Origin of the sequence: Marinomonas sp. TW1 (genome assembly GCF_001625355.1) — a bacterium.
In the GTDB taxonomy this organism is placed as follows: domain Bacteria; phylum Pseudomonadota; class Gammaproteobacteria; order Pseudomonadales; family Marinomonadaceae; genus Marinomonas.
Genome location: NZ_JSEE01000014.1, coordinates 1 through 17,612, shown reverse-complemented (window position 1 = coordinate 17,612; position 17,612 = coordinate 1). Strand labels below are relative to the sequence as shown.

General features: G+C 46.8%; 10 protein-coding genes. All 10 read left to right on the top strand.

Going from position 1 to position 17,612, the window contains the following annotated elements; translation table 11 throughout:
* Positions 1 to 101: 101 nt before the first annotated feature.
* A complete protein-coding gene (locus tag OA79_RS13395; RefSeq protein WP_063333745.1) occupies positions 102 to 1,865 on the top strand; it encodes an ATP-binding protein in 1,764 nt (587 codons plus the stop codon).
* Positions 1,862 to 3,220, top strand: a complete 1,359-nt coding sequence (locus OA79_RS13390; RefSeq protein WP_063333744.1) for a cobyrinate a,c-diamide synthase — start codon at positions 1,862 to 1,864, stop codon at positions 3,218 to 3,220. Before OA79_RS13395 ends, OA79_RS13390 begins: the two co-directional genes overlap by 4 nt.
* 1 nt (position 3,221) lies before the next feature.
* Entirely contained in the window at positions 3,222 to 4,340 is a 1,119-nt protein-coding gene (locus OA79_RS13385; protein WP_063333743.1) for a cobalt-precorrin-5B (C(1))-methyltransferase, read from the top strand.
* Positions 4,337 to 5,101, top strand: coding sequence for a precorrin-6A/cobalt-precorrin-6A reductase (locus OA79_RS13380; RefSeq protein WP_063333742.1), 765 nt, complete (start codon positions 4,337 to 4,339; stop codon positions 5,099 to 5,101). The genes OA79_RS13385 and OA79_RS13380 overlap by 4 nt, the downstream gene beginning before the upstream one ends.
* A gap of 84 nt (positions 5,102 to 5,185) precedes the next feature.
* Entirely contained in the window at positions 5,186 to 5,854 is a 669-nt protein-coding gene (locus OA79_RS13375; protein ID WP_063333741.1) for a precorrin-8X methylmutase, read from the top strand.
* On the top strand, positions 5,854 to 7,128 hold the full coding sequence (locus tag OA79_RS13370) for a bifunctional cobalt-precorrin-7 (C(5))-methyltransferase/cobalt-precorrin-6B (C(15))-methyltransferase (protein WP_063333740.1): 1,275 nt from the start codon (positions 5,854 to 5,856) through the stop codon (positions 7,126 to 7,128). Before OA79_RS13375 ends, OA79_RS13370 begins: the two co-directional genes overlap by 1 nt.
* 4 nt (positions 7,129 to 7,132) lie before the next feature.
* Entirely contained in the window at positions 7,133 to 7,903 is a 771-nt protein-coding gene (gene cobI / locus OA79_RS13365; protein WP_231908873.1) for a precorrin-2 C(20)-methyltransferase, read from the top strand.
* Positions 7,903 to 8,658 carry a cobalt-precorrin 5A hydrolase gene (locus tag OA79_RS13360; protein WP_331709327.1) on the top strand — a complete coding sequence of 252 codons (756 nt, stop codon included), beginning with the start codon at positions 7,903 to 7,905 and terminating at the stop codon, positions 8,656 to 8,658. The genes cobI and OA79_RS13360 overlap by 1 nt, the downstream gene beginning before the upstream one ends.
* Before the next feature lie 92 nt (positions 8,659 to 8,750).
* Entirely contained in the window at positions 8,751 to 10,430 is a 1,680-nt protein-coding gene (locus OA79_RS13355; protein WP_063333738.1) for a ShlB/FhaC/HecB family hemolysin secretion/activation protein, read from the top strand.
* 79 nt (positions 10,431 to 10,509) lie between these two features.
* Positions 10,510 to 17,612, top strand: a 7,103-nt coding sequence (locus OA79_RS13350) for a two-partner secretion domain-containing protein (RefSeq protein WP_156486275.1), incomplete at its 3' end; no start/stop codon positions are given.

Genomic DNA, 17,612 nt, shown 5'->3' with positions numbered 1-17,612 from the left:
GAATTTTCACCCTCTACTGAGTGCTTTGCGTTTGACACAAATTGACCCTGCGGATAAGGTCAACCAGAGTAATGATTTTGCACTAAGCCACGGACTATTGAATGAGACCAAATAGCACATCTGACTTCCCTTTCACCGCGATTGCAGGACAAGAGCGACTCAAATTGGCCTTGCTGCTAAATGCGGTTAATCCCTTGATTGGTGGCGTTTTAATCAGTGGTCCGCGAGGCTCGGCCAAATCGACGTTAGCACGTGGTTTGGCAGGCGTGATGCCCGCCTTTATTGCCGAGGGGGATGTGCCTTTTGCTACCTTGCCATTGGGCGCGAGTGAAGACAGGTTGTTGGGTGCATTGAACTTAGAGCAAGTGTTACAAGACAAGCAAGTGGCCTTTCAACCAGGTTTGCTGAGCCAAGCTCACGGTGGCGTTTTGTATGTAGACGAAGTGAATCTGCTGGCGGATCATCTAGTCGATCAATTGTTAGATGTGTCGGCCAGTGGCGTGAATAGAGTGGAACGTGATGGTTTAAGTCACCAGCATGACGCCAAGTTTTTATTGATTGGCACCATGAATCCAGACGAAGGAGAATTGCGTCCGCAGTTAAAAGACCGATTTGGCTTCATGGTTAATCTTAGCAATCAATACAGCATTGAAGAGCGTGTGCAAATTGTGCGTTTGCGAGATGAGTTCGACCAAGATCCCAGTGCGTTTTGCGATGCCTTTAAGTACAAACAACGAAACCTTAAGCAAAGCATTTTGCAGGCACGAGAAAAACTACAGCAGGTGCGCTGCCCTGATGAAATGCGAGTTAAAATTGCTGAACATTGCCAACAAGCTAATATTGATGGCGTTCGTGGCGACATTGTTTGGGTGCGCGCCGCCATGGCTCATGCGGCTTGGCGTAATCGACAAAGTGTCACCACCGAAGATGTGCAAACGGTCGCCGAGTTAGTGTTGGCGCATCGGCGCCACGATGTCAGTGCGCCGACACCACCACCTTCTCGTCGACCCGAAGCCAGCAAATCACCACAGGCTAATCCCTCACATGGCCAGTCCTCTTCTCAGCAGAACGAAGGGACAGAACAAGACGAGGCATCAGAGCAAACACCAGGCGAATGGGGCAGCATGCCACCACAGAACTTGGCGGCGGATAAAGCCATTCACGTGCCCTTGTCTTCGACCAAACCAGCCCTTAGCCATACAAGTCAGAGCTTGCGCGAGGTAACGCCGGGAAAGTCTAAAGGGTCACATCGTGGCGGCTATCGTCATGATGGACAAACCGTCTCACAAAGCGTGGACTGGTTTCGTAGTTTATCTCGTCAGCCTCAACAGTGGCCGCCTAAGCATTTGAATTTTAAGGCGGCGAAGACAGGGCAGGTTGTGCTCCATTTGGTTTTATTGGATACCTCTGCGTCCACCTTGCAAGAGAATACCTTGGCCAAGGCTAAAGCCGTGATTTTAGACATTGCACAGCAGGCCTACTTAGCCCGTGAGGATTTGGCAATATTGGGTTTTGGGCAAGATGGCGTTAGTGAATTGATGACCAGAGGCCGCGCGCCAAAAGACATTGCCAAATGGTTGGATGAGGTGTCCGCTGGTGGCGGTACGCCATTTCGAGATGCCTTATTGCAAGCGCAGAACTATTTGCGACAACAGCATAAACAGCAGTCGGAGTTATACAGTCAAACCTACTTGTTAACCGATGGTCGAACTCAAGCTAATGTCGCGGATTTGGTATTATTAGGAGAGTTGGCGTTGATTGATACCGAAGTGTCTGCGATTAAACGCGGCCGAGGCCGTGACATTGCCCACGCCTTGAATGCCCATTATGTTTCTTTAAATTCCTTGTTTGAGACCGAACTATGACGATACCTGTGGCTTATTGCCCGGCTTTATTTTTGACTGCGCCGGCGTCAAACCAAGGCAAAACCACCATTACCGCCGCCTTGGCTCGCTATTTTACTCAGCAAGGTAAATGTGTGCGTGTGTTCAAAACGGGGCCGGACTATCTGGATCCGCAAATCTTGGCGCAAGCATCACAACAGCCGGTTGAGCAGCTTGATATCTGGATGGCGGGTGAAGAGTATTGCCAAGACAAACTTTATCAAGCGGCTTTAGAAGCGGATTTGATTTTGGTTGAAGGCGCGATGGGTATGTTTGATGGCGAGCCTTCTAGCGCGGATTTGGCCGCGCGTTTTGGTTTGCCCATGGCCATCGTAATGGATGTGAAAGGCATGGCACAAACAGCCGCAGCGTTAGCAACTGGGTTAGCGAACTTTCGTCAAGACGTGACGGTCGCTGGTTTGATCGCCAATCGTTGTGGTAGTGAACGCCACGCGCAATTAATTCGTGATGCGCTGCCCAGTGATTTACCTCTATTAGCCAGCTTGAAACGCGATGAGGACGTGACTTTGCCAGAGCGGCATTTAGGCTTAGTGCAAGCCCATGAAGTCTCACATGAGCTGGAAGAAAAATTTCAAGCCGCCGTGACATGGCTTGAGTCTTCAGAAGATAATGCTTTGCTGTCTTTGCCTAAAGCGGTGGCGTTTTCGCCCAGTGATGAAAGCCTCTCTGCGCAATCTTCTCTCGTTGTGTCTCAGCGGCTAAAGGGAAAAACCATCGCTATTGCGAAAGACGAAGCCTTCAGTTTTATTTACGATGCAAACTTGGTGACATTGACCTCGTTAGGCGCGAATCTGGTGTTCTTTTCGCCACTGCATGATCAGGGCATGCCTGAAGCCGATGCCCTTTGGTTACCGGGTGGCTACCCAGAATTGCATGCCCAAGCGTTAGCCGAGAACACGGTAATACAGGCTGCTATTCAGGCTTTTTATCAATCTGGGAAAGGCATCTTAGCGGAATGTGGCGGCATGTTATACAGCCTAGAAACCCTGACCGATTTGGAAGAGAAAACCTATCCTATGTTGGGTATTCTTAGTGGCCAAGGCGCCATGCGTGGTAAGCGAGGTTGCCAAGGTATGCAAACCGCTGTGTTGCCGCAAGGAGAAATACGCGCCCATGCTCATCACAGGTCACGCAGTGCGAATACACCAACGCCGGTGGCTCATGGACGTCGTCAACGACACCCAGCACCGGGTGAGGCGATTTATCAAACTCGCGGCCTCACCGCCAGTTATTTGCATTTGTTCTTTCCATCTAATCCAGAAGCCATAGCGCAAGTCTTTTTAGGCAACTCTGTAAGCATGGACGAGGCCAGCTAAAGTGTGGCCGGAAAGCGGTGAAGAAAACGCGCCACTGCGAACTGGCCTGACGACAGGCAGTTGTGCCACTGCTTGCTGTGTGGCGGCGGCGCAATTCCTATTTGCTCAGCGCCAAGACGAAACGGTCAGCATCTTATTGCCTAAGGGCAAACGTGTTGATCTGATGATCGAATCTTATCAGACCATAGTGAATGGCGTTCGTACCAGCACCATTAAGGACGCAGGGGATGATCCCGATGTGACCCACGGCGCGAGAATCTTTGTCGAACTGAGTTTATGCGCTGACCCTGGCGTACATTTTTATGCGGCAGAAGGTGTTGGCACAGTGACGCGAACCGGTTTGGTATTGGCGGTAGGCGAACCTGCTATTAACCCTGTGCCGCGTCAAATGATGACAGAGCATTTGTTAGGCTTTGCCGAGACTTATCAATATCAAGGTGGCTTCAAGGTTGCGATTGGTATTGAAAATGGTGCCGCCATTGCGCTGAAAACCATGAATCCACGCTTGGGTATTCAGGGTGGATTGTCCATTCTAGGTACCACTGGCATAGTGCGTCCCTTTTCCTGTGCAGCTTATATCGCGTCAATTCATCAGGGTATTGATGTGGCGCGCGCTAACGGCATCACGCACATAGCGGCCACGACAGGGAATGCTAGCGAAACGGCCATTAAAGAGCATTATGACTTAGACGATATGGCTTTGTTGGAAATGGGGGATTTTGTTGGCGCTGTGCTAAAACACATTCGCAAAGTAGAAAACTCGCCACAGCCACAATTGACCAAGCTGAGTTTGTGTGGCGGTTTTGGCAAAATGAGTAAGCTGGCGCAACAGCACATGGACCTCAATAGTCGAGTCTCCAGTATTGATTTACCTGCTTTGGCGACATTGGCTGCAAGCTTAGGGGCAAGTGATGCCTTACAGGAACGCATGAAAGCGGCGAATACTAGTGTTGAAGCCTTGAGTTTTACTCAGCAAGAAAACCTTCCGTTAGCGAACGCGGTTTGCGGCCAAGCGTTGAACTTTGCTCGTCGTTACATTCCTGAGCACATTGCTTTGGAAGTGTGGGCCATTGATCGCAAAGGTCAGTTTGTCGGTTTTGCAAAGGATGAAGCCGAGTGAAGCGCATTCTGTTATTAGGTGGTACTGCCGATGCACGTCGTTTAGCTGATGCTTTGCATCAATCCGGTATTCATGTGATTTACAGTTTGGCGGGGTTAGTGCGCATTCCTCAAGTGGATTGTGAGTTACTAGTCGGTGGCTTTACTCAGTTTGGTGGCTTGGGGAATTACCTTCAAGACAAAGCACAGCAAGGACTAGCCATTGATGCCATTGTCGATGTGACACACCCTTACGCTAAAAATATGAGTCAAAAAGCCGTCTTGGCCGCGAAGCAGGTGGGCATACCTTGTTGGCGTTTTCATCGTCCGGCGTGGCAACAGGAAACAGGTGATGATTGGCATTTCTATCAGAGTGAAGACGATCTTTTGGCCGCATTAACCAAGTATCAACGTCCATTATTAAGTGCAGGGCAAATGACGCAAGCTTTTATGCAGTCTATAGCGGATCAAGACCAAATAGACAGTATACTCTGGCGAACCGCCGTACCTGCCAAGTTTCCCTTGCCTGAAAAAGTCTTCTGGCTGAAGGCCATTGGTCCTTTTGCATATGAGGATGAACTGGCCTTATTAACACAACATAAGATTGATCTGATCGTCAGTAAAAACAGCGGTGGTAAAGCAACCTATGCTAAGCTTGTTGCCGCGCGGAACCTGAATTTGCCTGTGTATTTGCAGGCTCGGCCGGCGTTACCGCCAGCCGATAGAGAATTTGATGACCTAGCCGTTTGTTTACACGCTTGCCAACAAGCTTGGGGAAATTGATGGCCTTTCGTTTTTGCCATAATTGATGGCCTTTCGTTTGGGCCATTCGTCATAACAACATATTGGAATAAAGACCCTTATAGTATGCAAAAAACACCGAATTCTTCTGATTACGACTTTCAGTACCAACCTGATCCCAAAGCGATTGAGCATGACAGCTTTCGTCAGATTCGTGCACTAACTGACCTGTCAGCTTGGAATCAGGATCAACAGCAAGTGGTGATGCGTATTGTACACAGTTTGGGCTTGCCTGATGTGGCGAAACAGGTGCGTTTTAGTGAGCAAGCTACGCAAGTTGGGTGTGACGCCTTAGCGAAGCAAGCGAACATTCTCTGTGATGTGGAAATGGTTAAGCAAGGGGTGACCAAGCGTATGATAGAGCAAGAGCCTTTATGTTTCTTAAATCACCCAGAAATTGCTGAGTTAGCAAAGCAAGAAGGGGAGACACGTTCTATGGCGGCCTTGTCTCTTTGGCAAGACCACCTTGCTGGCAGTGTGGTCTTGATTGGTAATGCGCCGACAGCTTTGTTTCGCCTCTTAGAAATGATTGCGCACGGCGCACCGAAACCCGCTTTAATCATCGGCATGCCGGTGGGGTTTGTGGGCGCGGCGGAATCCAAGCAAGCCTTGTGGCAAGCGCATCGAGAGTTGGGTATTGAATGCATTACCTTACTGGGGCGTATGGGGGGCAGTGCGGTGACCTCGGCCAGTTGTAATGCGTTATTGCGTTGTAATTTAGGTGAGTACTACTGATGCAAATTCATGTGATGGGCTTAGGCGTCAATGAACAGGCGACTTTGGATGCTAAGGCTGAGTCTGTTTTCGCCTCCTTGGGCGAGCAAGATGTGATACTGGGTTCTCCAAGGCAGCAAAAAACCGTCGTTGATTATGTACAGTCAGGGCAAATGAAAGTTTTGCCAAAGCTGTCACAGTTGTCTGCTGAGTTTGATCAATGGCAATCGCAAGGCACCAATACGGTCGTTGTATTGGCATCCGGTGATCCGCTGTTTTATGGCATTGGTACTTGGTTGGTGAAACACTTCGGTACCAGTAAGGTGATTTTTTATCCCAATGTGTCCAGTGTTCAGGTCGCCTGCCACCGTTTGGGGGTATCGCTGCAGCAGGCGCAGGTGGTGAGTTTGCATGGGCGACCATTGCCGTCATTGCGTCGTCATTTGCAGGCCAATAAAACCCTGATTTTGTTAACCGATGGGCAAAGTCATCCTACGGCGATTGCACAAGAATGTGTGTTGGCTGGGTTAAACAAAAGCAGAATAACCATCTGTGAAGCCTTGGGTTACCCGCACGAAAAGATGACTTCTTTTGAGGCTGATGAACTCAGCCAATCCCAGCAGAACTTTGATCCTCTTAACGTGGTGGTGTTGGACACTTCTTCTCAGACCAGCCTTTATCCTTCTTCTGTCGGCATTGCTGACGCATTATTTGTGACTGACAAGGAGGAAGGCAAAGGCATGATTACTAAGCGAGAAGTGCGCTTGATGATTCTGTCTTATATGCAATTAGCGGCTAAAGACGTGGTGTGGGACATCGGTGCGGGCTGTGGCGGAGTCAGTGTCGAGTTGGCTTACTGGCATCCTGATGCTGATATTCATGCCGTGGAGCACCACGATGTTCGTTGGGCTTGCTTACAGGCCAATCAGCAAAAATTTGGGGTCATGCAAAACCTGCATCTCACCAAGGGGCGAGCGCCAGACATTTTGCCGGATTTACCCGCGCCCAATAAGGTGTTCATTGGTGGTAGTGATGGGGAGTTAGACGCACTCTTGAATCAAGCTTGGTCATTATTGCCAACGCACGGTGTGTTGGTGGTGAGTGCCGTGACGGAAGACACCAAATGGCAAATCAGTACCTTCGCCAAACACCGAGAGCAAGCTCAAGACGCGCAGCAAACCAGCGTACAAATCGCTGTGTCTAAAGCGCAGTTATTGGCTGGACAAACTCTCTATCGACCAAACTTGCCAGTCAGCTTATGGCAGTTCATCAAAGTAGATAAGGCTATGAGATAGTTAAATGACAATGAAAGAGAAGGGTGTGACGGATATCGCTAATCAGCAAATAAAGCAGACTATAGGTCGATTTATTGGTGTGGGGGTTGGGCCAGGGGATCCGGAGCTGATTACTTTGAAAGCCTTACGTTTGATTCAAAACGCTCAGGTAGTGAGTTTTCTGGCCAATGATCAAGGTGTCTCTCAGGCCAAAAGTATTGCTCGGGAAGCCTTTTCAGCAGTGCAACATTCACAGCAAGAAATCGCCATCAAAATGCCGATGTCGACGGATAGAGCGTTAGCTAATCAAGCTTATGATGATGGTGCTAAGCGCATCACCCAAGCCTTAGAAAAAGGGCTAGATGTGGTGTTTTTATGCGAAGGCGATCCACTGTTTTTTGGCTCATTTGCGTATCTTTTAGAGCGCATTACCGATTCATTTGAATGTCAGGTGGTGCCAGGCGTTTCTTCCATTAATGCGGCGGCATCGGCTTTGCGTCATCCGTTAACCGTATTGAAGGAATCCTTTGCTGTGGTCAGTGGTCGTCATTCCGCCAAACAGATTGATACCGCTTTGGCGGAGCATGACACGGTCGTCATCATGAAAGCGGGTCGCGCGCGACCAAAAATCCTCACTGCATTGCGTAAAACTCAGCGTTTACAAGAAGCGAAGTATTTGGAATACATTGGTCGTGATAATGAGAGAATTGTCGAAGACGTGAGTCAGTTGGAAGACAACGCCGGGCCGTATTTCTCTTTATTTGTTGTCACTAAAACGGAGCGAGGTACCCGCTGATGCGCATCATCGCTTTGACATCGGCTGGTAAAGTATTGGCGGAACGGGTTTTACAGCATTACCCTGATGGCAGATTGGATTACAAGCCCAAGCCGTTTGCAGAGCAAGTTCGAGCGGCTTTCATGGCACAAGAGCCAATGATTTTTATCTGCGCTACTGGCATCGTCATGCGTACTCTGGCGCCGGTATTACAAGACAAATACCAAGATCCGCCTGTTTTGGTGATGGATGAATTAGGGCAATTTGTGATCCCTCTGTTGTCGGGACACGAAGGTGGCGCGAATGAATGGGCCGCGCAAGTCGCACAAAAGATGCAGGCCCAATTGGTGATGACCACGGCCAAGGAGTACCTCAATCCAATTTATACATTAGGTATGGGCTGCGAACGGAATTGCCCTTTGTCTTATTTGGAAGACATCATGTTGGAAACCTTGCAACAAAAAGGACTCACACCCCATGATATTATTTCCCTGAATAGCATAGACATCAAAGCCGATGAAACTCAACTGATCGCCTTGGCACAAAAATACCAGTGGCCTTTCCATACTTATTCTGCGGATGCACTTGCCGAGGTGGAGCCTTTACTCAGTACCCGTTCAGAATACGTTTTCAACACCGTCGGTGTATACGGTGTCGCTGAGTCTGCTGCGCTGCTTGCCGCTCAAAACGCCTCTAACTCTTCCCCTGAGCTTGTTGTGAATAAGCGAAAAAATACCAAAGCCACTTGCGCACTGGCGCGTGGTTTTAGTAAATAGAATAAAATTGACTTAATTTGATAATAAGAATTGTTCTCTTTAATTTTTTATGTAAAATAGTGTAAATTAAAGTAAGAAATATGGATTTTTAGGTGCAAAAACGGATTTTTGTTACTTGGTTATGCGCATTGTATGCGTCATGCCTTTCTAGTTTTTCCCATTCTGCACAAGAAGAATCCATACGTAATCAGACTGATTGGCGCCTTAGAGACAAAGCCACGGAAGAAGCTTTAAATAAAAGCCTTAAAGACGCTGAACAACCCATACAATTACCTCAAGTTGAAAGCTTGTCTCAACCCATTAATGAAGAGGTGTGCTTTGTCATTGATCACATTGAGGTTGAGGGGGTGTTGTCAGATTGGGCTTTGGCGCAAGGAGAGGAATATCTGGGGGAATGCATTGGTTTTCAAACACTACAAGCTTATGTGAATCTGATTAATCAAAAGTTGTTAGCGGATGGTTTTGTCACATCCAGAGCAGTATTGCCTGAGCAGAATATTGCTTCTCACACAGTCAGAGTGAAGATTCAAGAAGGTGTTGTCGAGCGGATTGTGTTTCCAGAGAATTATCGCTTCTTTTGGCGAAACGCTTTGCCCATAGAAGAAGGCAAGGTGCTCAATTTACGAGACATGGAGCAAGCGGTTGAGCAGCTGAGTCGTCTTCAGTCACAGGAGGTGGAGTTTAAAATTCAGCCTGGCTCTTACCCTAACGCCAGCATTTTGGTTGCTGAGTTACAGCAAACAAAACCTTGGTCCGTTAATGGGTCGGTTGATGACAGTGGCAGTGTTTCTACGGGGGAATATCCACTGTCAATTAATGCCACCATAGATAATTTCATTGGCGCTCAAGATGTATTCAATGTCTCTTTATCCGCAGCAAGAGGAGAGGCAATAGGAGCATCTAACAGTGAATCATTTTCTTGGAGTTTGCCTTGGGGGTACGGACTGTGGGGATATTCAACCAGTCGTTCCGATTACCGTCAGCTCACCGAAGGTGATGTGAGAAATTTTGAATTAAGTGGTCACAGCCGAGACGATAAGCTGACTTTTGATTATGTAGCGCTGCGCAATAATAAAGTGAAGTTGACCTTAAACAGTGAATTGAAAACAAGGAACAGACGCAGCTATATTGAAGATGCTGAGATAGAGGCGCAACGTCGTAATTTAACTGAGCTGAGTGTCGGTTTTAATTACCGCCATTTTATTGGTCGAAATGTCTTTGATTTCTCTTTGGGGGTTCATCAGGGAATTGAAGGGTGGTTAGGAGCTGATCGACTGGACCCGGAGGCGGATAATGACATGGCACAACCAGATTATCGTTTTTATTCTTTGTCTGTTTCTTTGAGTCGTCCGTTTCGTTTTGGGGATCAGTCCATGAATTACACGGGACGTTTGTTCGCTCAGTATGCCGATACAGCTATTTATTCGCTGGATTGGTTTTCCAATGGTGGGCGTTACACGGTTCGAGGCTTTGATAGTGATGAATCGTTAAGTGCCGAACATGGTTGGCGGTTAAGAAACGATTTGACGTTGCCTCTAGAAATTTTAGGTTCACCACATTCTCCGTATTTAGGTTTGGACATTGGACAAGTCTTTGGAGACGGTGCGGAAGACGAATCCAGTCGCACCTTAATGGGATTAACCTTTGGTATGAAGGGAAAACTACTGGGTATGAATTATGACTTTTCGATCTCTGAGCCCTTTATCGAATTTGGACCGTATGCCAAAGCTCATGATTATAAAGTCAGTGCAATGTTATCTGCTGAATTTTGAATTGGGCAGACGGAGTGAATATTGCTCAGTTAATAATGGTAGTAAAACGAAAAAACATTAAAGCTTAGGGAAGAGTGATATGTTGACCTTATTACGAGTCATCAGGTGTTATGTTTCTGTTATGGTGACATGGCATAAAGAACCTACGAATCAGACCTCACCTTTGAAGGTAAGGCTCATAAAGCGCGCACACCCTACTGCTCAATTCTCCTTGTTAGCCTCGTGTCGACGACATCAAAAATCCATCGCGCAGATCATGCTGTCGGCCTATTTATCGGCCCCCGGTGTGTTGTTGGCACAGGGCGCGACAGCGGCATTAAACAGTGCCCATTCTCCCGCTTTTGATACCTCAGCCAGTGGCATCCCGATTGTTAATATTAATGCCCCTTCGGCGAAAGGGGTGTCTCGTAATGAATACAACACGTTGAATGTAGACAACAAAGGCCTTATTTTTAACAACGCCACAGACATTATCAATACTCAATTGGCCGGTTACATCGATGGAAATGCTCGTTTGGGCGGCAAGAGCGCCAGCATTATTCTCAATGAAGTCACAGGCAACAGCCGCAGTGCGTTAAACGGCTATATGGAAATCGCGGGGCAATCCGCTGAGATGATCATCGCCAACCAAAATGGCATTACCTGTAATGGTTGTGGCTTTATTAACACCACCCGCGCCACCTTGACCACAGGCCAAGCTTTGTTTGATGGCGATGGCGGTTTGTCTGGGTTTGATGTGTCACAGGGGGACATTGCCATTACCGGCCAGGGTCTGAATGATTCACAAACCCCTGAATTGGACATCCTAGCGCGCAGTGTCCAGCTCAACGCTAAAATTTGGGCTGATCAGGCGACCATCATCACGGGCGATAACCGCATCAACTACCAAGACAAGTCCGTCACCGCGCGCTCTAATGGAGAGCGCGAGGAATTTGCTCTGGATGTGGCCGCCATTGGTGGTATGTATGCTAACCGCATTCGTTTGATCGGTACCGAACAAGGTTTGGGGGTCAACCTCGACGGAGAAGTCAAAGCCGTTGAAGATATGATCTTGGACACCCAAGGTAACCTGGTTCACCGTGCCACCCTCAGTGCTGATGATATTCAAATTCAAGCTAATGAGTTGGAGAACAGCGGAGACATACTGGCCAATCACATTAACATCAAGACAACGCAAAACCTTTCTTCTACAGGTGAAGACGCGTCCATTCAAGCCAGTGATTCCATTCTTCTAGAGGCACAGGTCTTAAATAATCAAGATGGTGCCAAGTTGCTGAGTCAAAACGGCGATATTCATTTAATTGCAGATAGCTTGATTAACCAAGGCACCATCGCCAGTCATACGCTCACCGTCAATACCGATACTCTTAACAACACAGGGGAAAATAGTCAGATTTTTGCAGCGGATCAATTGATACTGTCAACCTCAGGTGACATATACAATCAGGACGATGCTGTTTTAACTTCAGATAATGCTTTAGCGATTAATTCCCAAGGTCAATTCTTTAATCTAGGTGGGAATATAGAGTCACTGAAATCACTCTCTGTAACCGCAGATCGTTTTCGTAATACGGGTGATGTGGAAATACAAAATGATGTGTTAAGAGTGACTACAACCAATTATTTAGAAAACCAAGGGACATTGATTGGTAAAGGTATCACCATCAATGCTAAGGAATTGAACAACAGCACAACAAACGGCAAAATCTATTCAACAGATAAACTGGATCTCAATATCACAGGTGATGTGACCAATGAAGATGGTGCTTTGGTACATGCAGATACTGATCTTATCTTAGATGCCGAGGGCAACCTCGCCAATACCGATGCCACCATAGAAGCCGTCAACAGCATCGAAATCAGTGCTGAGAATGTCACGAACTCCGGTACTGTATTGGCGCAAGACGGCACTTTAACCATTCAAACCAACAAGGTGGATAACCAAGGTGCTTTGTCGGCTAACGGCATCAGTATCAAGGCTACAGAACTAAACAATAACTCAGCTAACGCCAAGATTTATTCCACTGATGCAATCGCGTTGAATGTACAAGGTAACATCACTAATGAAGATGGTGCTCTAGTGCATGCGGATTCAGATCTGACCTTTGATGCTGAAGGCAATCTCACTAACAAAAATTCTACGATTGAAGCTTTAAATCAGGTCGACATCAAAAGTCAGAACCTCACCAGCTCTGGGACGATTCTGGCGCAAGACGGCACGTTAACCATTCAAACCAGCAAGGTGGATAACCAAGGTTCCTTGTCTGGTCAAGGCATTACTATCAATGCTACAGAACTGAATAATAACTCAGCTAACGCCAAGATTTATTCAACGGATGCAATCACGTTGAATGTACAAGGCAACATCACTAATGAAGATGGCGCTCTGGTACATGCGGATTCCGATCTGACTTTAGATGCTGAGGGTAACCTCACCAACACAGACTCCACGATTGAAGCTTTGAGCCAGGTCAACATTAAGAGTCAGACCCTGACCACCTCCGGGACGATTTTGGCGCAAGATGGAAGCTTAACAATAGACACCAACCAAGTGGATAACCAAGGTGCTTTGGCAGCGAACGGCATTACAATCAATGCGACTGAACTGAATAATAACTCAGCTAACGCCAAGATTTATTCAACGGATGCAATCACGTTGAATGTACAAGGCAACATCACTAATGAAGATGGCGCTCTGGTACATGCGGATTCCGATCTGACTTTAGATGCTGAGGGTAACCTCACCAACACAGACTCCACGATTGAAGCTTTGAGCCAGGTCAACATTAAGAGTCAGACCCTGACCACCTCCGGGACGATTTTGGCGCAAGATGGAAGCTTAACAATAGACACCAACCAAGTGGATAACCAAGGTGCTTTGGCAGCGAACGGCATTACAATCAATGCGACTGAACTGAATAATAACTCAGCTAACGCCAAGATTTATTCAACGGATGCAATCACGTTGAATGTACAAGGCAACATCACTAATGAAGATGGCGCTCTGGTACATGCGGATTCCGATCTGACTTTAGATGCTGAGGGTAACCTCACCAACACAGACTCCACGATTGAAGCTTTGAATACTATCGACATCAATGCAGAGAATGTCACGAGTTCAGGCACCGTCTTAGCACAAGACGGTGCTTTAACCATTCAAGCTAACAAGGTCGATAACCAAGGAACCTTGGCTGGTAAAGGCATTACGATTGATGCCACCGAACTGAACAACAGTTCAGCTAACGCTAAAATTTATTCAACGGATGCAATCGCCCTGAATGTACAAGGCAATATCACTAATGAGGATGGCGCTCTGGTGCATGCGGATTCAGATCTTACCTTGGATGCTGAGGGCAATCTCGCCAATACTGACGCCACCATAGAAGCCGTTAACAGCATCGAAATTAGTGCAGAGAATGTCGCGAGTTCAGGCACCGTCTTAGCCCAAGATGGTACCTTAACCATTCAAACCAACAAGGTGGATAACCAAGGTTCCTTGGCAGGTAAAGGCATTACGATTGATGCCACCGAACTGAACAACAGTACAGCAAACGCCAAGATTTATTCCACCGATGCGATAGTATTGAATGTGCAAGGTAACATCATCAATGAATATGGCGCTCTGGTACATGCGGATACTGATCTTACCTTGGATGCTGAGGGCAACCTCACCAACACAAATTCCACGATTGAAGCTTTAAATCAGGTCGACATTAAGAGTCAGAACCTCACCAGCTCAGGGACGATTCTGGCACAAGATGGAAGTTTAACAATAGACACCAACCAAGTTACCAACCAAGGTGCTTTGGCGGGTAAAGGCATCACGATTAATGCCACCGAACTAAACAACAGTTCGGTTAACGGTAAAGTCTACTCAACAGACAAACTCGATCTCAACATTACTGGCGATGTCTCGAATAAAGACGGTGCTCTAGTACATGCGGATTCCGATCTGACTTTAGATGCTGAGGGTAACCTCACCAACACAGATTCCAAGATTGAAGCTTTGAAAACTATCGACATCAATGCAGATAATATCACGAATTCAGGCACCGTCTTAGCAGAAAACGGTGCTTTAACCATTCAAACGAACCAACTGGATAACCAAGGAGTTTTGGCGGGTAAAGGCATTACGATTGATGCCACCGAACTGAGCAACAGTACAACAAGCGGGAAAATTTATTCAACGGATGCGATAGCACTGAATGTACAAGGCAACATCACTAATGACGATGGCGCTCTGGTGCATGCGGATTCAGATTTTACCTTGGATGCTGAGGGCAATCTCACGAACACAGATTCCACGATTGAAGCTTTAAATACTATCGACATCAATGCAGAGAATGTCACGAGTTCAGGCACCGTCTTAGCCCAAGACGGTGCTTTAATCATTCAAGCTAACAAGGTGGATAACCAAGGTTCCTTGTCAGGTAAAGGCATCACGATTAATTCCACAGAACTGAACAACAGCACAACAAGTGGGAAAATCTATTCAAAGGATGCAATCGCGTTGAATGTACAAGGCAACATCACTAATGACGATGGCGCTCTGATACATGCGGATTCTGATCTGGCCTTAGATGCTGAGGGCAATCTCACCAATACAAATTCCACGATTGAAGCTTTGAATGCTATCGACATCAATGCAGAGAATGTCACGAGTTCAGGCACCGTCTTAGCACAAGACGGTGCTTTAACCATTCAAACGAACCAACTGGATAACCAGGGTTCCTTGGCAGGTAAAGGCATCACGATTAATGCCACCGGACTGAACAACAGTACGGTTAACGGTAAAGTCTATTCAACAGATAAGCTTGATTTAAACATCGCTGGAAACGTCACAAATACAGATAGCGCTTTAGTTCATACGGATTCCGATCTGACTTTAGATGCTGAGGGTAATCTCACTAACACAGATGCTACTATTGAAGCTTTAAATCAGGTCGACATTAAGAGTCAGAGTCTCACCAGCTCAGGGGCGATTCTGGCACAAGATGGAAGTTTAACAATAGACACCAACCAAGTTACCAACCAAGGTGCTTTGGCGGGTAAAGGCATCAAGATTAATGCCACCGAACTAAACAACAGTTCGGTTAACGGTAAAGTCTACTCAACAGACAAACTCGATCTCAATATCACTGGCGATATCACGAATAAAGACGGCGCATTACTGCACGCGAGCACAGCTTTAACTGTGGATTCAGGTGATGATACCTCCTCGGGTAAATTGACCAATACAAATGCCGCGATTGAAGCTTTAAATACTATCGACATCAATGCAGAGAATGTCGCGAGTTCAGGAACCGTCTTAGCACAAGACGGTGCCTTAACCATTCAAACCAACAAGATGGATAACCAAGGAACCTTGGCGGGTAAAGGCATTACGATTGATGCCACCGAACTGAACAACAGTACAGCAAACGGCAAGATCTATTCTATCGATGCAATCGCATTGAATGTACAAGGCAACATCACTAATGAAGATGGCGCTCTGGTGCATGCGGATTCAGATCTGACCTTGGATGCTGAAGGCAATCTTACTAACACAAATTCTACGGTTGAAGCTTTAAATCAGGTCGACCTCAAAAGTCAGAACCTCACCAGCTCTGGGACGATTCTGGCACAAGACGGCACGTTAACCATTCAAACCAACAAGGTGGATAACCAAGGTACTTTGGCGGGTAAAGGCATCACGATTAATGCCAACAAACTAAACAACAGTACGGTTAATGGTAAAGTCTACTCAACAGACAAACTCGATCTCAATATCACAGGTGATGTGACCAATGAAGATGGCGCTTTGGTTCATGCGGATTCAGACTTGACCTTGGATGCTGATGGTAATTTAACTAATACAAGCAGTACCATCGAAGCCTTGAATACTATCGACATTAATACAGCGAATGTCACGAGCTCCGGTACGATATTGGCCCAAGATGGTACCTTAACCATTCAAACGAACCAACTTGATAACCAAGGTGCTTTGGCGGGTAAAGGCATCACGATTAATGCCACCGAACTGAGCAACAGTTCAGCGAAAGCCAAGATCTATTCCACCGATGCAATCGCGTTGAATGTACAAGGCAACATCACTAATGAAGATGGTGCTCTAGTGCATGCGGATTCCGATCTGACTTTAGATGCTGAGGGTAACCTCACCAACACAGACTCCACGATTGAAGCTTTAAATACCATCAACATCAATACAGATAATGTCGCGAGTTCAGGCACCGTCTTTGCACAAGACGGCACCTTAACCATTCAAACCAACAAGGTGGATAACCAAGGTTCCTTGGCAGGTAAAGGCATCACGATTGATGCCACAGAACTAAACAACAAGTCAGCAAATGCCAAGATGTATTCAACGGATGCAATCGCGTTGAATGTACAAGGCAACATCACAAATGAAGATGGCGCTTTGGTACATGCGGACACTGATCTGACCTTGGATGCCGAGGGCAATCTCGCCAATACTGACGCCACCATAGAAGCCGTTAATAGCATCGAAATCAGTGCTGAGAATGTCGCGAGTTCCGGTACGGTATTGGCCCAAGACGGCACCTTAACCATTCAAACCAACAAGGTGGATAACCAAGGTTCCTTGGCAGGTAAAGGCATCACGATTAATGCCACCGAACTAAACAACAGTACGGTTAACGGTAAAGTCTACTCAACAGATAAACTCGATCTCAACATCACTGGCGATGTCTTGAATAAAGACGGTGCGTTACTGCACGCGAACACAGAGTTAACAATGGATTCAGGTGATGATACCTCCTCGGGTAAATTGACAAACACAGATTCCACGATTGAAGCTTTAAATCAGGTTGACATCAAAAGTCAGAACCTCACCAACTCAGGGATGATTCTGGCACAAGATGGAAGTTTAACAATAGACACCAACCAAGTTACCAACCAAGGTGCTTTGGCAGGTAAAGGGATTATTATCAATGCCACCGAACTGAGCAACAGTACGGTTAACGGTAAAGTCTACTCAACAGACAAACTCGATCTCAACATTACTGGCGATGTCACGAATAAAGACGGTGCGTTACTGCACGCGAACACAGAGTTAACAATGGATTCAGGTGATGATACCTCCTCGGGTAAATTGACAAACACAGATTCCACGATTGAAGCTTTAAATCAGGTTGACATCAAAAGTCAGAACCTCACCAACTC